This is a genomic window from Cloacibacillus porcorum (assembly GCF_001701045.1).
GTDB classification, from domain to species: domain Bacteria; phylum Synergistota; class Synergistia; order Synergistales; family Synergistaceae; genus Cloacibacillus; species Cloacibacillus porcorum.
This window is the reverse complement of the sequence record NZ_CP016757.1, coordinates 1,212,987-1,233,780: the sequence shown is the minus strand read 5'-3', so window position 1 is coordinate 1,233,780 and position 20,794 is coordinate 1,212,987. Positions and strand designations below refer to the sequence as shown.

General features: G+C 47.3%; 18 protein-coding genes, 5 tRNA genes and 1 pseudogene. 11 read left to right on the top strand and 13 right to left on the bottom strand.

The window, feature by feature from the left end; translation table 11 throughout:
- Positions 1–82: 82 nt before the first annotated feature.
- From BED41_RS05580 to BED41_RS05555, 6 genes are all read left to right on the top strand, one after another.
- A complete protein-coding gene (locus BED41_RS05580) occupies positions 83–568 on the top strand; it encodes a TRAP transporter small permease (protein ID WP_066743907.1) in 486 nt (161 codons plus the stop codon).
- Positions 565–1,845 (top strand): TRAP transporter large permease, encoded by a 1,281-nt coding sequence (locus BED41_RS05575; protein ID WP_229712403.1) that lies wholly within the window; start codon positions 565–567, stop codon positions 1,843–1,845. The genes BED41_RS05580 and BED41_RS05575 overlap by 4 nt, the downstream gene beginning before the upstream one ends.
- Before the next feature lie 52 nt (positions 1,846–1,897).
- Positions 1,898–2,980: a mandelate racemase/muconate lactonizing enzyme family protein gene (locus BED41_RS05570; protein WP_066743903.1), complete on the top strand. Its 1,083-nt coding sequence runs from the start codon at positions 1,898–1,900 to the stop codon at positions 2,978–2,980.
- Between the two features lie 33 nt (positions 2,981–3,013).
- The gene (locus BED41_RS05565) at positions 3,014–3,784 is read left to right on the top strand and encodes an HpcH/HpaI aldolase family protein (RefSeq protein WP_066743901.1); all 771 of its coding nucleotides are present in this window, start codon (positions 3,014–3,016) and stop codon (positions 3,782–3,784) included.
- A gap of 185 nt (positions 3,785–3,969) precedes the next feature.
- Complete coding sequence (locus BED41_RS05560; protein WP_320801761.1) at positions 3,970–4,776, top strand: IclR family transcriptional regulator; 807 nt, start codon at positions 3,970–3,972, stop codon at positions 4,774–4,776.
- 275 nt (positions 4,777–5,051) lie between these two features.
- The gene (locus BED41_RS05555) at positions 5,052–7,169 is read left to right on the top strand and encodes a DNA topoisomerase 3 (protein WP_066743897.1); all 2,118 of its coding nucleotides are present in this window, start codon (positions 5,052–5,054) and stop codon (positions 7,167–7,169) included.
- 60 nt (positions 7,170–7,229) lie between these two features.
- On the opposite strand, the gene BED41_RS05550 is transcribed toward BED41_RS05555, so the two are convergent.
- On the bottom strand, positions 7,230–7,610 hold the full coding sequence (locus BED41_RS05550; protein WP_157102271.1) for a hypothetical protein: 381 nt from the start codon (positions 7,608–7,610) through the stop codon (positions 7,230–7,232).
- 795 nt (positions 7,611–8,405) lie between these two features.
- On the opposite strand from BED41_RS05550, the gene BED41_RS05545 reads away from it, so the two are divergent.
- Positions 8,406–9,029, top strand: a complete 624-nt coding sequence (locus tag BED41_RS05545; RefSeq protein ID WP_066743891.1) for a YrbL family protein — start codon at positions 8,406–8,408, stop codon at positions 9,027–9,029.
- A 475-nt stretch (positions 9,030–9,504) separates the two neighbouring features.
- Here the strand turns inward: BED41_RS05545 and BED41_RS05540 are convergent, their stop codons facing one another.
- From BED41_RS05540 to BED41_RS05525, 5 genes and pseudogenes are all read right to left on the bottom strand, one after another.
- Positions 9,505–10,743 (bottom strand): IS256 family transposase, encoded by a 1,239-nt coding sequence (locus tag BED41_RS05540; RefSeq protein ID WP_066743889.1) that lies wholly within the window; start codon positions 10,741–10,743, stop codon positions 9,505–9,507.
- A gap of 71 nt (positions 10,744–10,814) precedes the next feature.
- Positions 10,815–11,570, bottom strand: coding sequence for an IS66 family transposase (locus tag BED41_RS05535; protein ID WP_066743887.1), 756 nt, complete (start codon positions 11,568–11,570; stop codon positions 10,815–10,817).
- Positions 11,571–11,716: 146 nt separating this feature from the next.
- Positions 11,717–11,827 (bottom strand): annotated as a pseudogene (locus BED41_RS16095) (IS66 family transposase zinc-finger binding domain-containing protein); the annotation flags it as partial.
- Positions 11,828–12,185: 358 nt separating this feature from the next.
- On the bottom strand, positions 12,186–12,392 hold the full coding sequence (locus tag BED41_RS05530) for a hypothetical protein (protein ID WP_066743885.1): 207 nt from the start codon (positions 12,390–12,392) through the stop codon (positions 12,186–12,188).
- Between the two features lie 62 nt (positions 12,393–12,454).
- The gene (locus BED41_RS05525; protein WP_066743882.1) at positions 12,455–12,685 is read right to left on the bottom strand and encodes a helix-turn-helix domain-containing protein; all 231 of its coding nucleotides are present in this window, start codon (positions 12,683–12,685) and stop codon (positions 12,455–12,457) included.
- A gap of 114 nt (positions 12,686–12,799) precedes the next feature.
- Here BED41_RS05525 and BED41_RS05520 point away from each other — a divergent pair, with 114 nt between their 5' ends.
- Complete coding sequence (locus BED41_RS05520; protein ID WP_084002272.1) at positions 12,800–13,234, top strand: helix-turn-helix domain-containing protein; 435 nt, start codon at positions 12,800–12,802, stop codon at positions 13,232–13,234.
- 371 nt (positions 13,235–13,605) lie between these two features.
- Positions 13,606–16,197, top strand: coding sequence for a P-loop NTPase fold protein (locus BED41_RS05515; protein WP_066743880.1), 2,592 nt, complete (start codon positions 13,606–13,608; stop codon positions 16,195–16,197).
- 143 nt (positions 16,198–16,340) lie between these two features.
- Here the strand turns inward: BED41_RS05515 and BED41_RS05510 are convergent.
- The 7 genes from BED41_RS05510 to BED41_RS05480 all read right to left on the bottom strand — a co-directional run bounded on the left by BED41_RS05510 (position 16,341) and on the right by BED41_RS05480 (position 17,893).
- Positions 16,341–16,418 (bottom strand) — tRNA-Pro (locus BED41_RS05510).
- A 48-nt stretch (positions 16,419–16,466) separates the two neighbouring features.
- Positions 16,467–16,543: transfer RNA gene (locus tag BED41_RS05505), tRNA-Met, on the bottom strand.
- A 7-nt stretch (positions 16,544–16,550) separates the two neighbouring features.
- Positions 16,551–16,627, bottom strand: a tRNA-Met gene (locus BED41_RS05500).
- Positions 16,628–16,639: 12 nt separating this feature from the next.
- Positions 16,640–16,725: transfer RNA gene (locus BED41_RS05495), tRNA-Leu, on the bottom strand.
- A 154-nt stretch (positions 16,726–16,879) separates the two neighbouring features.
- On the bottom strand, positions 16,880–17,245 hold the full coding sequence (locus BED41_RS16400) for a hypothetical protein (RefSeq protein ID WP_157102269.1): 366 nt from the start codon (positions 17,243–17,245) through the stop codon (positions 16,880–16,882).
- A 66-nt stretch (positions 17,246–17,311) separates the two neighbouring features.
- Entirely contained in the window at positions 17,312–17,656 is a 345-nt protein-coding gene (locus BED41_RS05485; RefSeq protein ID WP_157102268.1) for a DUF6883 domain-containing protein, read from the bottom strand.
- A 150-nt stretch (positions 17,657–17,806) separates the two neighbouring features.
- Positions 17,807–17,893: transfer RNA gene (locus BED41_RS05480), tRNA-Leu, on the bottom strand.
- Between the two features lie 304 nt (positions 17,894–18,197).
- Here BED41_RS05480 and BED41_RS05475 point away from each other — a divergent pair.
- Complete coding sequence (locus BED41_RS05475) at positions 18,198–18,587, top strand: 4Fe-4S binding protein (RefSeq protein WP_229712430.1); 390 nt, start codon at positions 18,198–18,200, stop codon at positions 18,585–18,587.
- A gap of 16 nt (positions 18,588–18,603) precedes the next feature.
- The gene (locus BED41_RS05470; protein WP_084002271.1) at positions 18,604–20,790 is read left to right on the top strand and encodes an aldehyde ferredoxin oxidoreductase family protein; all 2,187 of its coding nucleotides are present in this window, start codon (positions 18,604–18,606) and stop codon (positions 20,788–20,790) included.
- The last annotated feature ends 4 nt before the right edge of the window (positions 20,791–20,794 follow it).

Genomic DNA, 20,794 nt, shown 5'->3' with positions numbered 1-20,794 from the left:
ACGAACAGAGGCCCGGCAAATGATCGCGGAAATTCTTCCCAGGTCATCTGCCGGGCCTGATAAATAGAAGGGGATCGTAAAATTGAAAAACTACGTGCTGTTTATAGATAAAATCAACCGTGTAATCGAATATTTGTTACTGATATTCATGATCATCCTGGTCGCGGCCGTCACCTTGCAGATACTGTCGCGCCTGCCCTTTCTGAATTTTAAAACTTCCATGCTGGAAGAGATATCCCGGTTCATGATGATCAGCGTGGCGTACTTCTCCGGTTCCCTTCTGGTGAGAGGGAAGAAATGGAAGCTGACCTGCGTCGACGCCGTCCCCGAGCTATTGCACGGCATCTCTAAAAAAATTATCGTCGAAGTGGCACAGATACTGTCGCTGATGTTCCTGTTGATCGTGCTGTCAGCCTGCAATAGATTTGTCAGCTTGGGAATGATGCAGACGGCCCCCGGCACAGGACTGCCGATGTGGATCGTCTATATGATCATTCCCGTCAGCGTAGTTTTGATGCTGCTTAATTGGTTCGCCGCAAGTTTTGAAAGATGGGGGCTGGTAAAATGATTAGTATGGGATCTTTAGCGGCCGGGCTGCTTCTCGCCTTCTTTATAGTCGGGGTTCCCGTTCCGTTCGCGCTGGGAGGCGCGTCGGCGCTGGCGATGCTGCTCAACGGCAGCTCAAATATGGTAATAGTCTGCCAGCGCATGTTCCAGGGGATCAACTCCTTTCCCTACCTCGCCCTGCCCTTCTTTATACTGGCGGGTAACCTGATGGCCAGCGGAGGCATCTCCGACCGTATGATCACCTTTGCCACAACGGTTCTGGGCCGTCTTAAAGGGGGATTGGCGCTGGTCGCGATACTCGCCTCCATGTTTTTCGCGGCGATCTGCGGCTCCTGCGCCGCCGTCTGCGCGGCTGTCGGCGCGGTGCTCATCCCCGGCATGCTGAACAAGGGATATGACAAAAATTTTGCCGCGGCGACCGTCGCCAGCGGTTCCAGCATCGGCATAATCATTCCGCCGAGCGTCCCGATGATACTCTTCTGTATCGCCGCCAGCGTCTCCGTCGGCGACGCCTTCATGGCAGGTATGATCCCCGGAATTTTGTTCGGCGCGGCGCTGATGGTGGTGGCGTACTTCGTCTGCGGGCGCAACGGTTATGGCACGGACGGGAGACGCTACTCGATGCGGGAAAAGGCGCGCGCCTTTTTTGACGCGCTGCCAGCTCTAATGATGCCGGTTATAATCCTCGGCGGTATCTACGGAGGAATATTCACCGCCACCGAGGCGGCCTGCGTCGCCGTCGTCTACGGACTGATAGTCGGCGGTTTGGTATACAAGGAATTGAAGCTTGCCGATATGGCAAAGATATTCATCGAGTCTGCCGTCGCCGCGGCGGGCGTGCTGCTGATAATATCCTGCGCGGCGGTCTTCGCCATGCTGCTTACGAGAGAGCAGATACCGACAAAGATCACGGCGCTGATGATGAGTGTCGTCGCCAACAAGACGCTGTATCTGGTCATCGTCAATATCATATGGATAATAATGGGAATGTTCATGGAAATCAGCGCCTCTGTGATAATCCTGACCCCCCTGCTGCTGCCGGCGGCCCTGGCCTTTGGGATAACCCCCTACCATTTTGGCGTGATGATGATCACCAACCTGGCCATCGGCATGGTGACTCCGCCGTTCGGGCTCTGCCTCTTCGTCATCAGCGATATCGCGAAAGTCAAGCTGATGCCGCTGCTAAAGAATGTAGCGCCATATCTTATCGCGATGCTGGTAACGCTGTTCGTGATATGCGCTTTTCCTCAGCTTTCCCTGTTCCTCATCAGCCGGTAGCGTTCTCAAACCGGATAAAAACCTACTATATAAAAACAAGGAGGTCAAGGAATTGATCATACGAGGCTATAAGGTCCATCACGTATCGAAAAAGCTGAGCAAGCCGCTGCCGAACGCGGTATATGCCCTGGAATATATCGAGCATGTGTTTTTGGAGCTCGACACCGGAGAATTTACCGGCGTAGGCATGGCCTATACCTTTAACCCCGACCAGGCAGAAGCGATGAAAATCCTCGTTGAGGGCTACTGCCGAAATTTAGTCGGCAAAGACTCCACATATATTCGGAAATACTGGCAGCAGGCACAGGGCACGATGGGCGGCTGCGGCCAGACCGGACTGCCGATGTCGGCCTATGCCGTCGTAGACACCGCGCTGTGGGACCTGCTGGCTCAGGAGGCCGGCAAGCCGCTGTACCAGCTGCTTGGCGCGAAGACAGACATCCTGCCCGTCTACGGCAGCGGCGGCTGGCTGGTGCCGCTGGAAGAGATGATCGAAGAGGCGCTTGAATTTAAACGCGAAGGTTATACAAAGTACAAGCTCAAATTAGGATTCCCCGACTGGGAAAAAGATATATCACGCCTGACCGCCCTGCGTGAGGCGGTCGGAGATGATTTTGAGATCATGGTCGACGTAAACCAGGGCTGGAACGTTAAGCTGGCCTTGGAGATCATCCCCGAACTGCAGAGGCTGGGTATAAATTACCTGGAGGAGCCTCTGCACTGCCAGGACTACAAGGGCAACGCGGAGCTCGTTCAGAGCACCTCGATGCGGATATGTTCGGGAGAATGCCTCTTCACAACCCGCGAAATCTTTGAACTGCTGCGTCTGCGGGGAGCGGATATAATTAACCCGGACCTTATGCGCTGCGGCGGCGTCACCGAATTCATCGAGGTCTGCTCCCTGGCCGGCGCCTTCCGCGTGCCCGTTACGGCGCATGTGCTGATGGAGGTGAGCGCGCATGTAATGGCGGCCTCCCCCACGGGCGGGCTGTTGGAAAACATCCCCGATTGGTGGGCGGGCGCCTTTGAGCTCGCTCCCGTGGCAAAGGCTGGGGAACTTAAACTTTTGGACATTCCCGGATTGGGAATTAAATTAAATCACGACTACATCAACGCCTATAACTATCAGCGCTGATCATCTACATCTATATGAGAGAGGGATTAAATTATGTCTACAGTGGCGGAACGTCTGCGTAAATGTGAAAAAATAAGCGCCGCATGGGCGCAGCTGACAAGCAATATGAGCGCTGAGATACTGGCGGAAGCCGGATTCGAGGTGATCGTCCCGGATATGGAACATGCACCCTACACGCTGGAGAGCCTGGTCTCGGTGCTGCAGGCAATTAAGGCCAACGACTGCTTCGCGATGGTACGGGCTCCCTGGAACGACGCCGTGCTGATAAAGCAGATCCTTGACTGCGGTGCGCACGGCGTCCACGTACCCTATGTCTCCACCGCCGAAGAGGCGGAATACGCCGTCAAATGCTGTAAATACCCGCTGCAGGGGATACGCGGGCTGGCCAGCAGCCAGCGCGCGACCTGCTACGGAATGAAGAAGCAGGAATATTTCGCGGCCGCAAATAGGGACATTATAGTGATGACCGCGATTGAAACGCCCGAGGGTGTGGAAAATATAGACAAAATAGCCTCCGTCGACGGCCTGGACGGGATCTTCATCGGCCCCTCGGACCTGTCGACCTCAATGGGACATTTCTTTAACCCAAAGGCCCCGGAGGTGCAGGAGGCCATCCATAAAGTTGAATGCGTTGTAAAGGAAAAGGGCAAATTCCTCGCCACGATCGCGCCGAATATCGACGCCGCGGCGGCCCTCTACGACAGGGGATATTCCCTGGTCTACTTCCTCTCCGACGTCGGTGCCGTCGCAAACGCGGCGCAGGCCGCCGTCAAGCGCTTTAAGGAATTATACCGGAATCAGTAATATCATTGTAGTTCCAATATTTGAAACACTTCAGTACGAATAGCGTTAATACCGGACTATTAACGCTATTTATACAACAGTGATAGTTAAAATCCATATTGTAATTGCAATAAATAACAACGATATTACAAACGTGATATAATACTGATAAATTTATGGATGCGATTTCAGATTGAGAGGTTTTTATCATCAGACACTCGGCCCTAAAAACTGAACAGACAAAGGACAAACCGACTAACCAGTCCCTCTCAAAGTTCCTGCAGCTGATCTCCGTTATGGCGGAGGCGGGAGCGCCGCTGCGCCTGCTGGACCTTTCCAAAAGGCTGAAAATATCCCAGGCCACCGCGCTTAGGCATTTGAACGGCCTCATTCAGGAAGGATATTGCTACCAGGAGGAACATTTGGGGCGGTACGCCTTAACGCTTAAAATTTGCGGCGTGGCGGACATGCTGCGTTCGCGCGTCACCATAAGAAGCCTTGCCGGCGAGATGATCAGCGGCCTGTCGACTAAACTTTCCGTGGGGGCCTCTCTCTCTGTTCAGCATAATATGGAATGTATCTACCTGGACTGCGTTTACGAACCGGGCCGGATGGACTTCAGCCTGCAAAGGATCGGCAAACAGACGCCGATGCACACGACCAGCTCCGGCAAGCTGTTCCTGACGGAGTTCTCCAAAGACGAGCTGGATAGTCTCATCAAGGAAAAGGGCCTGGCAAAACTCACGGACAACACCATCACCACGCGGGAATTGCTGGACCGTGAGATAGCGGATGTAAAAGAAAAGGGCTACGCGACGGACAACGAAGAGTGCGAGTTAGGGCTGCGCTGCATCGCCTATCCGGTCCGCGATTCCTTCGGCAAGATAGTCGCCGCCACAAGCTGCTTCTCCTCCGTGGAAAAAATGACGGACGATTTCATCTCCGATCAGGTGAAACCCGAACTATGCCGGGTCGCCGAAGAATTATCAAAACGTATGGGGTTCACCGCTTAAAACTGCAGTCGTCCCCTTCCCGGTAAACACCGCCTCTCCGGCGGCGCGGACATAGCTTTATAAGACGGCAGCGGCCTGTACCGCTGCCGCTGTTTGTTTCCGCCTGGCGCTGTTAACGCTCTATACCTTCACGGCTGCCGCGAGGATAAATGAACTGAAAGAGATACCCCTGGGCCGCGGGAAATATTGAAGTTTGTCTGAAAAATAGGCGTTAAATATTGAGCGCATACCTCCCATATATATTATAAAATAGGACAAAAGAACGGAGGAAGAACATGAGACTCTTCATCGCAGAAAAAGCCTCGCTGGCAAAGGCCATCATCGAGGCTCATCCTGGTAAGATAAAATCACGTGACAGACTGTCTGTGACAATGGATAACGGAGACACCGTCTGCTGGTCGGCCGGACATATTTTAACGATGCGCACGCCGGATATGATCGACGCCGAATATAAAAGATGGCGCGTCGCGCCGCTGCCGATAATTCCGCGGGAATGGCCGAAACTTCCGGATCAGGAGAAAAAAGATCTGCTGGCAAACATCGGCAGACTGCTCAAAGAGGCCGAGAGCGTCGTCCACGCCGGCGACGCCGACAGAGAGGGGCAGCTGCTCGTAGACGAAATACTCCAATATTTCAAATTCAAAGGCGAGGTAAAGCGTCTGCTCATAACCGATCTGAACGCCTCCGCAATACGGGCGGCGATAAATGAGATGCGTCCCAACCTGGAATACAAAAACCTTTCAAGCTCGGCGGAGGCGCGTCATCGGGCAGACTGGATATTCGGCTTCAACCTTACAAGGCTCTTTACCTGCACCACCGAAAGAGGCAGGGGCGAGATCATCTCCGTCGGCAGGGTTCAGACGCCCACGCTTGCGCTCGTGGTAAACCGCGACCTGCTGATAGAAAATTTCATCTCCAAACCCTTCTACGACGTCAAGGCACGCAGCGTCATCAAAAACGGGGAATTTACCGCCTCCTGGAAGCCGAAAGAAGACCAGGAGGGGCTCGACGAAGAGGGGCGCGTCGTCGACCGCGGGGCCATCTCCAAGCTTGAAAAAAAGCTCGCCGGCAAGGTAGGCCGCGTCTCTAACTTTGAGAAAAAGAGCTCGCTGGCGCAGCCTCCGCTGCCGCACTCCCTGCCTACGCTGCAAAGCGAGGCGGCGAAAAAATACGACATCTCCCCCGCCGATACGCTGAAGATCGCACAGCGCCTCTACGAACTGAAATATACCACCTATCCGCGCTCCGACTGCCAATATCTCCCGGAATCGCTCTACGAAAACAGGGCGCGCGTTCTCGGCGTGATAAAAAAGAGCAGCCCGGAGTACGAGACCTATAACTTTGACGCGGCCCTCAAATCGGCGGCATGGAACACCGGCAAAATCGAAGAACACTTCGCTATCGTCCCCACAGGCGAAATACCGCGGAATTTAAGCGAAGAGGAACAGCTCATCTTCGACCTCATAGCAAGACGGTACGCGGCCCAGTTCCTCCCTCCGCAGGAGTTCGCCGTCGTCTCGATCGAATACGACATCGAAGAAGAATTTTTCAAAGCCACGAGCCGTCAATGCACCAAAGAGGGCTGGCACCTGCTGTACGGCAAAGAGAGGGACGGCGAAGAGGACGAAAGGGAGCCGGAGACCAGGATCCCCGACGCCGTGACCGGCGAGCCGGTCGGCATCCGCGAGCTGATGATCTCGGAGAGAAAGACCACGCCGCCTAAACGTTTTACGGAATCTACGCTACTTGACGCCATGAACCACATTCACCTTTATGTCGGAGACCCGGAGGTAAAGAAAATCCTCAAAGAGACCTCCGGTATCGGAACGGCCGCCACGCAGGCAAAGATCATTGAGACGCTTCAGCAGCGGCAGTTCATCGTCAAAGATAAAAAGGCGCTCATCTCGACGCCTAAGGGGCGCAAACTCATCGCGGAGATCGACGACATGCTGCGCAATCCCGACATGACGGCGCTCTGGGAGGCGGCCCTGCGCGACATCCAGAGAGGTGAAAGGGATATCGACTCCTTCATCGGCGAAATATCGGATACCGTCAAAAAAATGACCGAACAGCGCAAAAAAACCGCCAGAGAATACATCCCCGCGTCGCCTCAAAGAGAGGAGCCGCAGGGAACCCAATGCCCCGGATGCCAGGGAAACCGCATGCTGCTGCGCATCGGCAGAGACAAGAAAAATAAATTCTGGGCCTGCAGCGACTGCGGCCTGATACTCTCCAACGAACGCGGCAAACCCCAGAAAACTGCCGTCTGCCCCATCTGCGGCCATCTGAGCGTGCGCATAAAGGGAACGCGCGGCTACTTCTGGCTCTGCAGAAACCAGAAATGCAAAAAGACCTTTGAGGACAACCGGGGAAAGCTGGTAGTTCCAAAATAAATAAGTAAAAGGGGCTGACGGCGGGTCGGCCCCTTTTAGCGGTCAATCCCTTGCGTAGTTTTAATTCATAAGGAAAAACACGACAGGAGGCCCAAAGAGAACGCCGATTACTATGACGTTATCCCAGACATTGTCCCACCAGCTCATTCTCTCTAAGGCTTGCTGTTTTTCGAAAGGAAGTTTTTTGAACCACTTGTCATGTTCAGCCTTTACTCTTGCCATCTCGCGTTCGATATTTTCTATTTCTTTATCTATATTACGAAGGGGAATACAGCCATATTTTTCATCATATTCAGCATAACGCATCTCTTTCGCCCTCATTCCAGAAGTATCTTCTGTTAGAATATCATAATATGTTCCACTAAGTATTGCAACGGAAGACCGCCTTGACGGCGCAACGTGATGTGCTACAATATAGCTAACCAAGGTGATTAGCGTCATGAACACAAATACCCCGGATGGCCAGATCCGGGGTATCTTTTTGCTGGCTAGCTGTCGCCTGAATGCCTGTCTAGCCATTTGCAAATGAAGTGACCAGCCACACTTGCCACAACAGACACTATAAAGTTGATTAACGCCACATCTGCGTAGACAGATAATGATTGTTCTTTAACGGCTAACATCATCCCATGCCATAATAGTTAAGCATTTCCTACAGGACAATATATGCTTAAGCTTCTTTTCAGGAGAAATAGTACCAGCGAGAAAAATGAAACAACTGAATATACAATAGAAAGCTATAACACATAGTCTAAGAAATTATCAAATTAATATTCAGCACAAAGCATCCTGTAACCTATACCACGTGAGTTTGAATATATTGCGGTACAAAGGGAGCTTTTCAATCTTCTTACAAAACGTTGCCATAAAAACACGTAATGATACTACGTAGGTTTCCATACGCCACATACTACTTTCGTTATAACGAATGGGACAGTACATTGCTACATCTTTGTCAAAAGGCAGAGAAATTTGTACTTTTGTTAGAGAGGCTTTCGTTTTATTGGAAAACGTATTAAAATAAAAAGTTGATATGAGATATTGGAGGTTTACTTTTAATATATATACTATTTTTATGAAAAAGTTTAATATTATCGTATTTATTTGAACAAAACAAAGATAAAAGTATGTAAATGTTTTGATTGTGTATGTCTGAAACGATAAAGAATTTTTCCCCGTGCCATATATCAAAGACATTGACATATATATTGCTACTTTATAAGGAGGTCTTGTTTTATGTTATATCTAAAAGAATTAATCGGTAGTGGTAGTGTACGAGATTGTTATCTACAGCCATGCGATCAAAATAAATGTGTTAAAGTTGTGAAAAAACAGTCTAATCTTCCAGAGCTTGAAAGAGAAATAAAAATAGCGAAACTCGTATACCCCTTTCTTAAAGAATTTATCGTTGACTATGAAGATAGTCTTACCGATACCAATAAAGGGGCAGGACTTGTCTGCGGCCTTGTTAAAAACGATGATGACGGTCTCCCCGCGCAGCCACTTATAAAATATTTGCATTCTGGTGGTAACATCACAGATATCAAAGATGAGATAGACAATCTAATGAGCACAATCATATCATGTGGCCTCTTTTTTTATGACTTCAACTGGGGTAATTTTGTTGTTAGAAACTGCGAAAAGGCAAAAAGATTTTTCTTCATAGATCTGAAAGGTTTACATAAAAACGGCTATCTTGGCTACTTGAAAATGGAGCGTAGCATCGCCCCGTTAGCACGAATCATAATGTTTCGAAGAATACGCAGATTCTATCGTGAAATTGGCCTAACATTCCCGTTTGAAATTCTGTGCCGCGAAAAAATGTTCAGCTCTGTATTAGTAAAAGTAAGACTAAGATGACTGGCTGATATGCTGAATAACTATTGGCAACAATACGCAAGGTGCAAGGATGTATCTTTTCGAATATACCGATAAAGTACACATTGCTTAATTTTATTCTAGCAAAAAGTACCGTTAAGGGGGAAGTACTAGCTCATGAAAGATTCTATTTCACTGATGAAGATTTTAGAGTCGCTTTACACTGCACGCCTCCGGTACTATTTATTAGCTTCTTTTCGAGAAGGATAGTATCAGCGATGAGAATGAAGTGACATTCTATGGCTAACTGGAAGATTCAAAAGATACAGAGCAGACGAAAGATATTAAAATTGTGGGCAGTCCCTAATTCTGTGTAAACATCCTAAGTCTGTAGTTCGAGACTAATGCCCCTGCGCGTTTCAATCGTGCGATTTGGCTCTGCTCTGTACGTAAAACATAGCTTCACCATAGCCGGATGTCAATGGCGTCCGGCTTGTTTTTAGTTATTGCCAGGGGGTTATTCCGGGATTCTGCCCTCGAAGTATACGTAGAGCTGGGCGAGTATCTGTCCCCAGTCTATGCGGCGCCCCGTCCATTTCTTAGTTATGTCCATCATTGCCAGGTAGAGCATTTTTAACAGACTGTCATCTGTCGGGAATACGGACTTGGACTTGGTAACTTTTCGCAGCTGCCTGTTGAACCCCTCTATCGCATTTGTCGTGTATATCAGCTTTCTTATCTCATACGGGTACTTGAAGTATGTGCTGAGGTTCGCCCAGTTCTCCCTCCAGGACTTGGTTATATAGGCGTATTTCTTGTCCCATTTCTCACCGAAGGCGTCGAGAGCTTCCAGCGCGGATGCTTCGTCTGGAGCGGTATATACGGCCTTCAAGTCTTTCATGAGCTCTTTTATATCTTTATATGAAACGTACCGCCCAGAATTGCGAAGCTGGTGTATGACACAGCTCTGTATCTCCGTCTTGGGGAATACAGCGTTTATAGCAGAGTCGAAGCCTCTTAGGTTGTCTGTGCAGGCGATAAGTATGTCTTCGACTCCGCGGTTTCTAAGGCTGTTCAATACGGAAGCCCAGTATTTGGCGCTCTCGTTCTCCCCTACCCACATACCGAGCACGTCATTATGCCCGTCAAGGTCTATGGCCAGAGCGATGTAGACTGCCTTCTTGACTATCTGGCCTTCACTCCTGACGTGGTAATGAATGGCGTCAAGGAATACTACTGCGTATATGGTTTCAAGTGGTCGCTGCTGCCATTCCTTGGCCAGGGGAAGTATCTTGTCCGTTATACGGCTTACCGTCGTGTCAGATACGGCTATGCCGTATATGTCCTGAACGTGGTCTGATATGTCATCCGTGCTCATGCCTTTTGCGTACATGGAGATTATCTTCTCTTCGATATCCTGGCTTATGCTGGTCTGGTTCTTCTTGAGTATCTGTGGCTCAAACTCGCCCTTCCTATCCCTGGGTGCAGAGACTTCAACGCTGCCGCAGCTTGTGCGCAGAGTCTTGGAGCTGTGCCCGTTCCTGCTGTTGTCGGTATTCTTGTTTTTGTAGTCGTACTTGGAATAGCCGAGCTCTTCGTCGAGTTCTGCTTCAAGGCCGTTTTCCATGAACTCGGCTATTGTCTCTTTGAAAAGCTCCTGAATATCCTGCATACTCCCGATGTCGGCAATCTGAAGCAGTTCACGTATCCTTTTCCTTCTTTCGTTCTCTTCAGGTGTGCGGTTTCTTCTCGTCATATGTAACCCTCCGTTTGTCTTAGATATATTCTACGACTTCTTCGTGGGTTACACAGAATCGGGGATAATCTCTAAAATTGAAGACAGAAAACTTTACAATCCCCAATCCTCTGAAAATTCCATATTTTATCGTAGTTCAGCACAACAAAAAAGATTACATAACGCGCCAAGTTTGAGGTCTCAAGTAACGGCCTCTGTTCAATGGCATAGTACAAAGCCCTTCCGAGGACAGATTTTGGAAGGGCAGGGGTGTTCGAGGCCCACGCTAAGAAAGCTTCCGTTATTGCCTTGTTTTGTTCAAGCCTTTTGACACGGCGCTCTTCCGGCGTCAGTTTTGCATAGTCACGTTCAAGAGCGAAGAGTCTGTCGCAGTATTCAAGTCCTTTATGTGATGCGCATGTCGGTTGTTCTTCTTGTGGGACCGCCTGTATCCCTTCGTGAAATTTTCTTCTCACATGAGCCCAGCAGCCACAGCGGCGAATATCTGCACCGAGTTTGCCATATCCTGCATAGCCGTCTGTGTGTAAATAGCTTCTGAAACCATTGAGGCATTTTATGGGGTGTGAGCTTGAACAGATCTCCGGTATTGAAATAAGACACGGGATAAGCGGAGTATTTTCCGGTACGGTACAGCCACATGTAGGATTTGGTACATGAGGCCTTTTAAAGTTCCCGCAGCGCCTGTATCTTAGTTTTGTCCGCATGGAGTATCTCTTCTTCCAGAAGTTTACGGCGCATTTGATTATATAGGGGTACAGCCACTCTTTTCCAGCACGAAGAATCCAGTTTGCCATCGTCTGTCTGCTCAGCTTTATTCCCTTATTCATGAACGAGAGCTCCTGGCGAATAGTACTCCCTGCATGTATTTCTGTGTCATGATGTGCGCTATAGACGACGCGGAGGAGATGCTTCTCTTTATCACGGAAGCAGGAATTTCAGCTTTTTTTATCGGAATGTGCGTGTTTCTCTCTCATCAGCGGCAGCCGTATATTCCCTGAGCATGGACCACGATCTTTACGCTGGCTGGGGTGATCTCTATCTCGCGTCTTTCATCGTATCCTATAAGATGCATTTTGCTGCCGCATTCCGGACATGCTGCTCATCTTCCAAAAGAGTGCATTCCACTTTCTCTGAGGGAAGACCCTCAAAATCATCATCCGGCTTTGATCTGTCTCTATAGCTTCTTCTTGTATATGTTATCTCACAAATTGTGGGTTCTGGCTTTTTGACGCCAGACTCATTTTCCGTCTAGTCAAAAAGAAGAAGCTGACGGGAATCAGCATCGCTCTTCTCGCTTGAACTCGCATACTGCCTGTGACGACTCAGCCTAAGGCACTCTTCATAATAAGCGACCTTCTTCTCCAGCTCCGCATATTTATTCTTCAACCCTTCCAGTTCCCGTATAAGCTCTTTCATAAGATTATGATACAGGAAAATACGCCTTAATTACAGTAATACCAACGTCTTGCTACTTTACTTATGCTAGACGTAGAGTAATAAACCTCCGGCGGCTCGTCATCCTTCTGCTTCTCCAGGAGGTGGGCGCGAGCCTCCTCCCTTATCGCGTTTTCGATAGCACAAAGGATCTCAGGCATCGCCGTCTTAACCTCCCGTGCAACAGCTTCAGCGCATATCTCTTCAATTCCCATCAACGCCCCTTCTCTCCGGACAAAACACTATCGGATCTCCCTTTTCGGATAGGCCTCTCGCTCTACATCTTTGCCTTAAGCCTCAAGGCTTCTTCGTCTGAGATATAGAAATCGTTAAGGTTATAGCCTGTTTTAGAACATATCTTTTCTAATGTTTTAAAACTAGGTGACTTTCCTCCTGCGATCAATGTTGCATAATAGCTCTGTGACATCCCCAATACCTGAGATGCGATAACTTGTGTATATCTGTTTTCCCTCTGCCAGTTTTTAAGTCGAACAAAATTAAAAGCCATTTGATCACCCCCAATACGAAATATATATCACAAATAGTGATTAGGAATTTTGGTAAAGAAATATATACTCTTAAGTATGATGAGGATTTTGAAATTCGGAGATTACTTTAAAAAATACGTGAAAAGGTATCTCAAAAAGACTTTGCAAGTATTATAGGCATTTCGCAAAATCACTTGAGCTACTTGGAAAACGGCAAAAGGGAGCCTACTATTTCTTTGTTGCTGTTGCTTGTTGAAAAAAAGGGAGTCGATATTTCCTATTGGTTTACTCCTGAAGGCGGAGATCTGCCCATAAATACAAAAGCGATATCGACTGATATGTTGTCTTTAACAAAAGGCAGTCAAGATCAGCCTACTAAGCTCCAGATCACCAATATCGAGCACATGTCATTTCCAGAGATCATCGTCCTCCAGGCACAGATAAGAGTTTATCTGGACAATATAAAGAAACCTATCCTAGACTACGACCGCAGAATGCTCTTAAACATTCTAGCTGCCTGTCAGCGAGCTGTGAATAGCGAGCCCAGCGAAAGAATAAAGGCGATATAGACATTGGTATTGTAGCCATAGTGCCACGTCTGATAAATAACAATCAGATGATAAAAGCACCCCCAAAATATAAAAATAACCGGACCTAGTAAAATAACGGAAACACGTAGCCAGAAACCTGTATACTCAAAAAGGAGCGACAAGAACTATGGGAATCAAGCAATTTCCGTTTACTGCACGCCCAGATCTATCTCCGTATCTTATACACCTCACAAGAAAAACCGAAACCGACTCCGCATTTATCGTCCTCCAACAAATCATCTTTCATGACAAAATGGTAAAATGATCTGATAAAATCGGTTTTATAAAAGGTTCCACGCCTGCCGTTTACTTAGGCAAACTATATTTCTATTTAGAAAGGCGATATAATTATGTATTCCATCAGCTCAATTAAAAATTATTTTTCATTAACATTTAAAAATAAGAAGCTTTCATGCATAATGACATCTTTAACATTCTTTGCATTATTAATTATAGCCGATGAATTAAACCTACTCTCAAGGTTATATTTTCATTATATTGCAATTTTTTCCTTAAATATACAGATAATATTACTTATTATTACCTTTTCCATCATAGTAATTCTACTTGTTAAACATCAAGTTATAAAGGCACTGTCTGTCACATCTATTGTTCTGATAGACTATTATCTCTTTGTTTTATGCTTAGTTTTAGTCGAATATTCCATATTACTAAAATTTATAGGATATCAAGGGTGTAAAATATATATTGTAATTGTTCTCATTATTTTATTAGCATTAGTGATACTCGCAAGAATCATAGCATTTTATTTTACTAGAATGCAGTCAGAAGAATATAAATCAACTTTCTATGATATATGTGATATATACAGGAATAATTTTATAAAGGCAGATAATACGAACGTTCCTATTTTAGTGGAAGAGAGAGATGTGCATTATGATTTACTAAACCGTGGACATATCATAGACAGCCTATTTAACGCAATTACATATAGTAAGCCAGACCTTTCATATGTAATTGGTTTAGAAGGGGAATGGGGAAGTGGAAAGACAACAATCATAAATATTGTTAAAGACGGGATAAAAGAAAATAATAGCGAACATTATGAATATGTTATCGTTGATAAATTTTCTCCATGGCTTTATGAAAATCAAGAAGCATTTTTATTAGGGATGTTCGACTCTATTCTAGAAGCTTCTGGTATAAATTATAGTTTTTTGCAAAGCAGAAAGTCTATAGCAAATATTAGCGAATTTTTGTCCTCTAATAGGACAAGTAGCATTATAAAAACACTATTTTGCTCACAACATGGGCTCAGCAATAGAATTAATGATATAAAAGCAGAAATCAACAGGTACTTAGAAAACAATAATAAAGTAATTGTTTTTTTTATAGATGATCTAGATCGATCTGAACCAGAAAATATTGTTTTTTTATTTAAAGCATTGAGTCTTATTCTTGACTTCAAAAGGACTATTTACGTATTATCATATGACCCAGAACAAATATCAAAGATATTTGAGTGTGAATTAAAAATCGACAAAAGATATATTGAAAAAATCATTAATATGATAGTTAAACTTGATACACCTAATACCAATAATCTAAAGGGTATTTATTCTACTTGTCTAAGAAATATATTGTCTGCCTATGAAAACAAACCTGAAAAAATGGAAAACTACGATTTGCTGATAAACTGTATCAGTAGCAATATCAACAATATGCGAAATTTCAAAAGACTTATCAACTCCATACTATATACACCTATGGTTAATGAAACACATCTGTATAAACCAGATCTACTAGGGCTAGAGTATATAAAATATTGCAATAGAGAATTGTACCAAAAAATTTACGAGCATAAAATATTCTTTGTTTCTCATGATGGTATTGATGATCAAGAAATATATAGCGCTCAATTAGCATCAGAGGAATTTCAAGAAGACGCTTCAACTTTTTTTGCTGATTTGAATAACAAATCAGAAAACAAGTTATATATAAATCTTCTGAGTGATATGTTTCCTAATACCAGCAAAGATTTTTCCGCGAACAGTCAATTCGATCGAGTCCAGCCAGAGCGTGATACTGAGGAGGTTGCAGAAAATGTACGAATATGTAGTGCAAGGTATTTCGACCTTTATTTTTCGTATTTAACCAACGATTTTATAGACATAAGAAATAATGTAATTAATTATATTTATAAAATAAACAATGACGCTATTTTTCCCGACATTAACATTAGTGATATGAACAGCGACAAGCAAAAGCTTTATTTTGAATACTTTCATCTTTTTATCGAAAAGATATCTCCCCAAAAAAGACTATCAACAGCTATTACTTTTTTTAAGTGCATGTATTATGTTGATGATTCTAGCGGATTTTTTTATTTTAGCGCAAGAAGACGTGCCATTTTAATTATTTCTAATTTATTAAATAAACTTAATTTAACAGAGATAGAAGATTTTATTCTAAAGGTAAGCCAGGCATATTCAAAAATAGCGATTATTTACCAAATTCTACGAAATATGGAAAGAGATAATGGTACTCATCTTACGCGAATACAAGAGTTATATAAAAATATGTGTGATACTATTGTCTCTAAAAAAATAGATTTATACTTGAATGAAAATTATCACTTTCATAACATTATAGGACTATTAGCTCATTACGAGAAATCAACAAAAATTATAAAGGATTACATGCTAAATATTATTTCTACCAGAAACATATATCGAGTACTAGGAGATGCCATAAGTTTTAATATCGGCAATAATTATAATTACTATATTTCGAAGGATACATATAATCTTTTATTAAATGGCATTGATATCGATAGGTTCATCAGAGAGCACCCTCCTAAAACTGATTCGGAAAAGTTCGTACTAAGTGTTTACCAAAGCAGCAATCAAGAAGGGAACGAAGTTCCTTGTACTTCAAGTACACCAATAAATTTATCGGAGGAGTTTCTCTTTAATCTTTAATACATTGAGTCCCTTTTTCTCGATAGCCCGTCTCATCGATTATATCGTCCGTGATTTTTTAGTTTTATAATCTTCTAGGATACATAGAGGATACAGGCACACAAAAAGGGCTCAGCCGAAAACGTCTGAACCCTTGAAATTACTGGTCGGGGCGAGAAGATTTGAACTTCCGACCTCTTGGTCCCGAACCAAGCGCGCTAACCAGACTGCGCTACGCCCCGAAAATTTTTGATATAAAAGCCTCTCATCTCTGAGAGGCCGATTATTTCTGGTGGCGCTAACTGGACTTGAACCAGTGACCTGTCGGGTATGAACCGAATGCTCTAGCCAACTGAGCTACAGCGCCAAAAAAATGGTTGCGGGGATAGGATTTGAACCTATGACCTTCGGGTTATGAGCCCGACGAGCTTCCGTACTGCTCCACCCCGCGACGTTAAAATTGTGGTGCCGAGAGCGGGATTTGAACCCGCACGAACTTGCGTTCGCAGGATTTTAAGTCCCGTGCGTCTACCTTTCCGCCACCCCGGCCAACAGAAGGTATTATACCATCTTTTTTTCTTCCGTCAATACTCTGGTGAAAACCGCCGCGGCGTCGCCGCCGCTTACCCGCTTAAAGGCAGACAAAAAGCCCGGCCAAAGCCGGGCCTGTCATTTTAGATTGTGCCAAGGGCTCGCAACAACATCATACAAACAAATCCCCAGCAATGAGCTGCCTGCCCAACACTCGCTTCACGGCGGAAATGGGCACGCTGACAACCCAATCTCGATCTTCGCCGGCTTCCGTCTCTTCTTCCGCCCTTGATTCATCTTCGCACAAAAGAAACCCGGGGACGTCATTTGCAACTACAACAACAGTACGGCCATCGTCTAGCTCTACTTCATCGTACAGGTTGATTTTCATTGCTTCTTCGCCTCCTTTTCTAAAATGGCCTTGGATGAAATCAAAATGGATCTCTCCGAATCTCTTTATCCAAGCTGTAGTGACTATTTTGTCGCGCCATTCGATTCGGCCATGTGATACTGATTGCTGCGTTGTACTTATCGCCATACTCCATCGTATTAGTGTATCTTTTCATCGTTGGATTTTCATCCAACCCGCGTTGTATAGCCTTCTTCAACTCTTGCCAATAATATTATACCCCAGCGCGGTGCTGAATACCCGTGCTTTGTTCTTGCCGACTTTGTTTTCTGTCGAGAGCAAATATTGAGTAAACTTTTCATTCTGTAATCTTATATTTTGTAAAGTCAAGTCCTTGGCTAACATCTGATAGAGCTCTTTTATCGTCAGCCCTCGCCCGTTCTGGTTTATGAGGCTAAAAAATATTATCTTGCCGTCTTTGTATAGATTCCACCAACCGACACCGAGGTACTTTTCCTGACCTGCTCCGCTCAGGGACTCAAACCATTGCGTAAAGTCCAACCGATCAAAAACCTGTCCGTCTTTACTTGCGCGAGTCAATGGAGCTGGCGTTTCAACGACATTGCCGTTCTCGCCGATCTCCGAGAAACAGTAGTGTTGACGCTTACCTTACCTTACGATAGATGCCCCCGCTCCCGTTCAAATACAACAAAAAAACGACGCTAAAAGCGTCGTCGGTTTGTATAAAGTTGGTGTCAAGGAGGGGAATTGAACCCCTATGAGCTAATGCTCACTAGATCCTGAATCTAGCGCGTCTACCAGTTCCGCCACCCTGACTCATTTCGTACAACGTAGGTGATTCTATCAATAATCCCCGAATTTGGCAAGGCTTTTCGGCATTTTTCCGGTAAATTTCGTCATGCGTGGCTGCCCGTGGCCGGCATATCGCGGTGTTGGCGGCAAATCCGGCGCTCTTGTCTCAATTTTACAAATTTTAGCGTGAACAAAAGTGAGCAATATCACCCAAAAGAGGGTGGGGTTGTGATAAAATTTTCATATTGGGGAAGATTGTCAAAGGTCTCTTCGGCTTTTGGCGGTCTTAAAAAAATTGAATATAGTGGAGGGATTTTGTGTGAAAATCATGCAAGTCAACGCTGAGAAGTGCGTCCAGTGCGGCGCATGTACTGAGGCGTGCTCAAAAGCATATTTCAAGGAAAACTCACCGGAATTGTCGAGGGTCAAAGTCGATAACATGGCTGGCTTTGCCAATATCAATATCTGCTCGCAGTGCGGCGCCTGCATCGGCGTCTGCCCGACACAGGCGCTTGAGCGCGACGCCAACGGAGTGGTTCAGGTCCGCAAGGACAAGTGCACCTCCTGCCTGATGTGCGTCGGCTTCTGCCCGTCAGCCTCGATGTTCTTCGACGGAGACAAGCAGACGGAGCCTTTCAAGTGCATCGCCTGCGGCATATGTGCGCGCAAGTGCCCCACGGGAGCTCTTGAGCTTGTAAACGTACCGGCAAAGGCATAGAAGGGAGAATAAAGATATGGCAAACGCACCGATGAAACTTCTGGCGGAGTGGTCATTCGAGCCCGCAAAGATACACCACGGCTATTCAAAAGAGACACTTTACATCGGCCTCGGCAATAAAGACGGCAACTATAAGTTTGAGAAACGCCCCGTCTCCGAGGATATGATAGAAAAATTCACCGGCGGCCGCGGCTTCGGCCTCAAGCTGCTCTGGGACGCGGTAACGGAAAAGACAAAGTGGGACGACCCGGAGAACGAGATCGTCATCGCCGGCGGCCCCTTCTGCGGCATCACGCAGTATCCCGGCGCGGGCAAATGCTACTCCGTGTTCCTCTCCCCCGCCACCAAGCAGACCTATAACAGCAACGCCGGCGGCTATTTCGCCCCCTTCCTCAAGTTCTCGGGCTTCGACGCGCTTGAGCTGCAGGGCAAGGCCGACCGTCCCGTAGTCGTCTTTATCGACGGCGACAACAACAAGGTACAGATATTCGAGTCCACGCTTGAGGATATCAACGCCTACGCCGTCTCGGAGGAGCTCCACGAGTACTTCGCGAAGGACGAGGCCGACAAGCGCACCATCTCCGTAGTTTCAAGCGGCATCGGCGCTCGCACAAGCTACTGGGCCGGCATGAACTTCAGCTTCTACGACGTGCGCCGCAAGGCCGTGCGTCTGAAGCAGGCCGGGCGCGGCGGCGGCGGTACGGTTCTCCACAACAAGGGCGTCATCGCGCTCGTCGTGAAGCGCACGCACTTCACGGGGCTGGAAAACGATCCCGTGGACATCAAGGCGATCCAGCGCGCCGGCGCAAGCCTCCACAAGCGTATCCACGACCTCGACGACAAACAGTGCAAGATGCGTTCCGCCGGTACGGCCCACCTTACCGAGATCATGGACGACTATACGCTGCTGCCGGTCAACAACTATAAGTTCGGCCGTCACAAGGATATCAACAACATCAGCTCCGAATCCTACATAAAGCTCTTCACGCAGGGAATGGCGGACGGCTGCTGGTACGGCTGCTCGCTCGCCTGCGCGAAGGCGGTTGACCATTTCCCGCTCCAGACCGGTCCCTGGAAGGGCAAAGAGGTCATCGTCGACGGCCCCGAATATGAGACCGCGGCGGGGCTCGGCTCCAACCTCGGCATCTTCGATCCGCTCTGGACGATCGAGGCCAACTTCTACGCCGACCACTACGGCCTTGACACCATCTCCCTCGGCACCGGCATCGCCTTTGTCTGCGAATGCTTCGAGCTGGGACTGATCAACAAGGAACACACGCACGGCCTGGACCTCAACTTCGGACAGAAGGCCGACATCATGGAGCTCATCCACCGCATCGCATACGGCAAAGACGAATTCGCGATCGCCTGCGGCAAGGGCATCGAGGTGGCGCGTGAATACTTCGCCGAGCATTACGGCGCGGACATGGAAAAAATGATGAAGATCGGCATGGTCTGCCAGGGACTCGAGGCCTCCGAGTACCGCTGCCAGGAATCGATCGCCCAGTGGGGCGGCTACTTCCTCACCCTCAAGGGACCGCAGCACGACGAGGCGTGGCTCATCTTCATGGACATGGTCAACAAGCAGCTCCCGACATACGAAGATAAGGCGGAGGCGCTCTTCTTCTTCCCGAACTTCCGTCTCTGGTTCTCGCTGCAGGGCCTCTGCAAGCTGCCGTGGAACGACATCGAACCCGCCGACAACGGCATGAAGTACAAGGGTATCGAGGCGGCCCGCGTGCCCGAACACCTTCAGAACTACCTTGACATCTTTGAGGCGATCACCGGCAAACACCTGACGCGCGACGGCCTCATCGAACAGTCGGAGAAGGTCTACAACTTCGAGCGCATCTTCAACCTTCGCATGGGCAAGGGCACGGCGAAGTACCACGAAGCGCCGGACCGCGGCCTCGGCCCCGTGTGGGAGGACGAGTGGAACGCGCGTCCCGAATACTTTGACGAGAAACTCAAAGAATTCGGCGTCGATATCAGCGGCCTCTCCGTGAAGGAGAAGATCGATCTGCTCCAGAAGCACCGCCGCGAACAGTGGCACATGCTCAAGATGGCCGTCTACAAGCGCCGCGGCTGGAACAAGAACGGCATTCCCACCCTTGCGACGGTGAAGCGTCTTGGTATAGACTATCCCGACGTGGTGGCGCTTCTTGAGAAGCATCTGAAGCCCGAGGACGAATTCGAAGATTAATATT

Excerpts from the sequence above, each read along its gene's own strand:
- BED41_RS05555 (WP_066743897.1), top strand. The coding sequence starts at position 5,052 with ATGAGACTCTTCATCGCAGAAAAAGCCTCGCTGGCAAAGGCCATCATC.
- BED41_RS16400 (WP_157102269.1), bottom strand. The coding sequence starts at position 17,245 with ATGGCGATAAGTACAACGCAGCAATCAGTATCACATGGCCGAATCGAA.
- BED41_RS05525 (WP_066743882.1), bottom strand. The coding sequence starts at position 12,685 with ATGGCTTTTAATTTTGTTCGACTTAAAAACTGGCAGAGGGAAAACAGA.
- BED41_RS05515 (WP_066743880.1), top strand. The coding sequence starts at position 13,606 with ATGTATTCCATCAGCTCAATTAAAAATTATTTTTCATTAACATTTAAA.
- BED41_RS05475 (WP_229712430.1), top strand. The coding sequence starts at position 18,198 with ATGCAAGTCAACGCTGAGAAGTGCGTCCAGTGCGGCGCATGTACTGAG.
- BED41_RS05470 (WP_084002271.1), top strand. The coding sequence starts at position 18,604 with ATGGCAAACGCACCGATGAAACTTCTGGCGGAGTGGTCATTCGAGCCC.
- BED41_RS05540 (WP_066743889.1), bottom strand. The coding sequence starts at position 10,743 with ATGACGAGAAGAAACCGCACACCTGAAGAGAACGAAAGAAGGAAAAGG.
- BED41_RS05545 (WP_066743891.1), top strand. The coding sequence starts at position 8,406 with ATGTTATATCTAAAAGAATTAATCGGTAGTGGTAGTGTACGAGATTGT.
- BED41_RS05535 (WP_066743887.1), bottom strand. The coding sequence starts at position 11,570 with ATGAATAAGGGAATAAAGCTGAGCAGACAGACGATGGCAAACTGGATT.
- BED41_RS05565 (WP_066743901.1), top strand. The coding sequence starts at position 3,014 with ATGTCTACAGTGGCGGAACGTCTGCGTAAATGTGAAAAAATAAGCGCC.
- BED41_RS05530 (WP_066743885.1), bottom strand. The coding sequence starts at position 12,392 with ATGGGAATTGAAGAGATATGCGCTGAAGCTGTTGCACGGGAGGTTAAG.
- BED41_RS05575 (WP_229712403.1), top strand. The coding sequence starts at position 565 with ATGATTAGTATGGGATCTTTAGCGGCCGGGCTGCTTCTCGCCTTCTTT.
- BED41_RS05550 (WP_157102271.1), bottom strand. The coding sequence starts at position 7,610 with ATGACGCTAATCACCTTGGTTAGCTATATTGTAGCACATCACGTTGCG.